2 protein-coding genes and 2 rRNA genes are annotated in these 3,366 nt (G+C 60.2%); all 4 read right to left on the bottom strand.

The genetic code is table 11. The features are described from left to right. Window positions 1-483: 483 nt before the first annotated feature. Window positions 484-1,842, bottom strand: coding sequence for a DUF5979 domain-containing protein (locus QNN98_RS16400; RefSeq protein WP_283998564.1), 1,359 nt, complete (start codon window positions 1,840-1,842; stop codon window positions 484-486). 20 nt (window positions 1,843-1,862) lie between these two features. Continuing rightward, on the bottom strand, window positions 1,863-2,198 hold the full coding sequence (locus tag QNN98_RS16405; protein ID WP_227927438.1) for a Cys-Gln thioester bond-forming surface protein: 336 nt from the start codon (window positions 2,196-2,198) through the stop codon (window positions 1,863-1,865). Window positions 2,199-2,908: 710 nt separating this feature from the next. Further along, window positions 2,909-3,025 (bottom strand): 5S ribosomal RNA (gene rrf / locus QNN98_RS16410). A gap of 218 nt (window positions 3,026-3,243) precedes the next feature. Beyond that, window positions 3,244-3,366, bottom strand: a 23S ribosomal RNA gene (locus QNN98_RS16415); the annotation flags it as partial.

Raw genomic sequence — 3,366 nt, forward strand, 5'->3', positions numbered from 1 at the left:
TGGTATCAATAAACTTGGCACACTATTGAGTTCTCAAACAACAGACGCAATCCGAAAATACTCAGGAAAACAATGTTTTCCTTTTCTTCTTCGCTGCAAGGTTTTCCATCTTATTCCATTCCGGCGTTTTCCGCAATTCCCGGTTATCCTTATCGGAAGCCCCGGGAAGGCGTGTCTACCGCCGTTCCGGCCCAGCAAAAAGCCGGAGTCTTTCCTGCCGGCCCCGTGAAGGGCGCACCAGAGAAACTCTGTTTTTTGGTGGGTTTGGCCGCCATGCTTCGGGCGCTTATTTCAGCGTCCCGGCTGCGGCGACTTAGAAGACTTTACACAGGTTCTCCCGCCGGTGCAACTCGTCGGGAGGTGACGCCCGGCACCCCGTCTCCGAGGTATCCATCCGTCATACGGCAATGCCCTCCGGACGCGGGACTGCCCGCAGCTCCGGCATGGAGCTGCGGGCAATCCTGGTTCAAACGGCGGGTTCCGCTACTGGGGTCGGCGCCGAACCGAAACGAAAACGAGGAAGGTGCCAAGAGCCAGAATGCAGATACCGGCAGTCCACACCCAGTTAGCGCCGTTCACGCCGGTTTTCGCCAGTTCGTCCCTGCCCATCACGGAGTACGTGTTCGTGACCTCCGCGTTGACGGATGCGCCGCCTAGGACCGTGACCGTTTCCGGGAGAACCGAATCCACCGTCACCGAGGAATTCGCGCCAGAGTCGGGTTCAGTGACTGTGCACGAGCTGCCGGCCGGCACACGGTCAAACGCGGTGATCTGGTCTCCTGCCTGGGTTCCCGCCGGAATGAGGATCTCCTCAGTGAATGAATCCCCGTAGGTGACAACAATCCGCACGTCGCTTTGGAGACCGGCTCCCGGGCCGGTGATGGTTTTGGTCAGCACGAGTGAACCGTAGACGTAGGACACGTCATTGGTGACCAGCGCCTGGGCGTCACCGCCCGGCTGGATCTCAACCACTTCCGGAAGACCGGTGGCCACCGCCACCAGTTCTGTAGCACCGGTTTGGGGCTCCGTGACCGTGCATGCAGTGCCCGCGGGAATGTCGGTGATCGTTCCCGCGTAGTCACCTGCAGCGCTGCCCGCCGGAATGGTGAGGGTTTCTTCGATACCCACGGCATCGCAGGTCACTATCACCGTGATATCACCCTGCAGGCCAGCGGCGGCGCCCCTCGCCGACTTCACAACGGTCCAGGACCCCGGATTGAGGTCCACAGTGTTGGCTACGACGAGCACGTTCGGTCCGTCGGCGGTAATAGTGACCGTACCCGGCAGAACCGGTGTGACAGTCACCTGTGTGTTGGATCCCGTCACCGGCTCACTCACCTCACAGACCGTACCGACCGGCAGGTTGGGAATGGTCTGGGATACCGTTGCTGCGGTACCGGCCGGGATTTCAATGACGAAAACACCCGCAGCCCCGCAGGTAACGTTCAGGGTAATGGCACCCTGCAGTCCGGCACCTTCTCCGGCGAAGGTCTTATTGACCACCAAATCGCCCGGAATGAAGAACTCGGCCGTCGCCTGTGCGTTTGATTCAACCTGCGAATCCGCCGCCAGAATGAGTTTCTGTGCCGTTGTGACCTGTGGATTAGTGCCGGCATAGAGATAAACGTTTCCCGTTTGTACGGGAACCACTGCCGTGGCAGTGAGCTGCGCCGGATCGGTTGCCTGCGCAGTGTTCCGTACCCACAACTGCGTTCCTGCCGGCACAGTTGTCCCTACCAGGGGGACGGTTCCCGCCGCGTCGGTGTAAAGGGTGTATCCCGGGGTAACTCCAACGGTGAGCTCCGTAACCGTGCCGGACGTGACCGTGAAGGGACCCGCCACTCCGTCCACAGGACCTGCAGCTACCGGGGCGTAATGCTGACATCTGGAGCGGGAGGTTCAGTGAGGGGTCCCGCGGCCAGGACGTCGGTGACAATCTGCGCGGTGAGTGCCCGGATGGAATCCGTGTCCTCAAGCACGTAGCCGTCACTGAAGAACCAGACTGCAGCCTGGACTGCTGCGGCCCGGACGTTGTCGTTAGCCGCTTCCGGAAGCCCTGGCTGGTCCGGATAGTAGCTGTTCAATACGCGGTTCACGTAGCCGATGTTGGAGACGTTGGACTCATCCCAGCTACCGTTCTCGTACCCGAGCCCCGTATAGGTGAGGTTGCGGATGTCGATGCAATACATCTGTTGCATATTGCCCTCGCCACCCACCGTCGTGATGACACCGGCAAAGGGCTCATCTGTCCGGACGTAGCCCGCAGGAAGGTCGCCCGGATATCCAGCAGTGGGATCGAATGCCTGGCCAGCAGGCGGAAGGCCTCCAGTCACGCCTTGGCCCGGACCGGTCCCTGTCATGGCGACCTCGACATCGGCATTGGGAACCGCCCCTTCAGGCTGCGGGCCGGAAAACACGGCCTGAGCCGGTGCAACAGTCGAGAGCAGAAGTATGACCAGGGCTCCCAGAATGGCGAGCGGATGGCCGAGGCGCCGGCGCATCCTCCTTCGTACTCCCCCACCCGGTGTAAATGCTGTTCTTTACCTCATAAGTCTTGAATCCTCTCTCCAGCTGACCCGAGGGGCTGCAAGGGACGCACTGCGCCCCAAGTTCGAGAGGCTATAGCGGGGATCGAAGAGACGTAAGGATAGGAGCCAACAGACGCACCTCTGGAAAGCCGTTTTTCCCAGAAGTAGTGCCCTGCGAGCTGCATTCGCTTGCGGTTCACGGGTACCGGGGCCGGCGTGTAGGCGCATGAATATAAACACAAAAGCCCGCACCAGGAACGGTACGGGCTTGCAGGGGGGATCCCGGGCCGGCCGCTCGGGACCGGACCCCGGGACTAGGGTTGGCGGGTTAAACAGGTGAGGCCCGTACCAACACTGGTACGGGCCCCACCCCACAAATTGTCCGGCGGTGACCTACTCTCCCACACCCTCCCGGATGCAGTACCATCGGCGCTGTGGGTCTTAGCTTCCGGGTTCGGAATGGGACCGGGCGTTTCCCCCACGCTATGACCGCCGTAACCCTTCCACCCGCACCACACACCCAAAAACAGTGTGCGTGGGGAAAACAATGGTCACGAACATCAAACAGACGTAAGCAAATATTCAATTAATCGTTCCACGGGGAACAACCCTCACGGGTTGTTGTCCGGGAACCACATAGTGGACGCAAGCAGCATGATCACAACACCCTCTACATTGGGAAACCGTTTGAAGTCGTGTTTCCCCAGGTGCTGATGTGGTGTAAGTTATCGGCCTATTAGTACCGGTCAGCTTCACGGGTCTTTAGTCCCCGCTTCCACATCCGGCCTATCAACCCAGTGGTCTGGCTGGGGGCCTCTCACACACAAGGTGTATGGAA

This window comes from Arthrobacter sp. zg-Y1143 (assembly GCF_030125565.1).
In the GTDB taxonomy this organism is placed as follows: Bacteria; Actinomycetota; Actinomycetes; order Actinomycetales; family Micrococcaceae; genus Arthrobacter_B.

Bases quoted from the DNA above. Each gene is read 5' to 3' on its own strand.
- QNN98_RS16405 (WP_227927438.1), bottom strand. From the start codon at position 2,198: ATGCAACAGATGTATTGCATCGACATCCGCAACCTCACCTATACGGGG.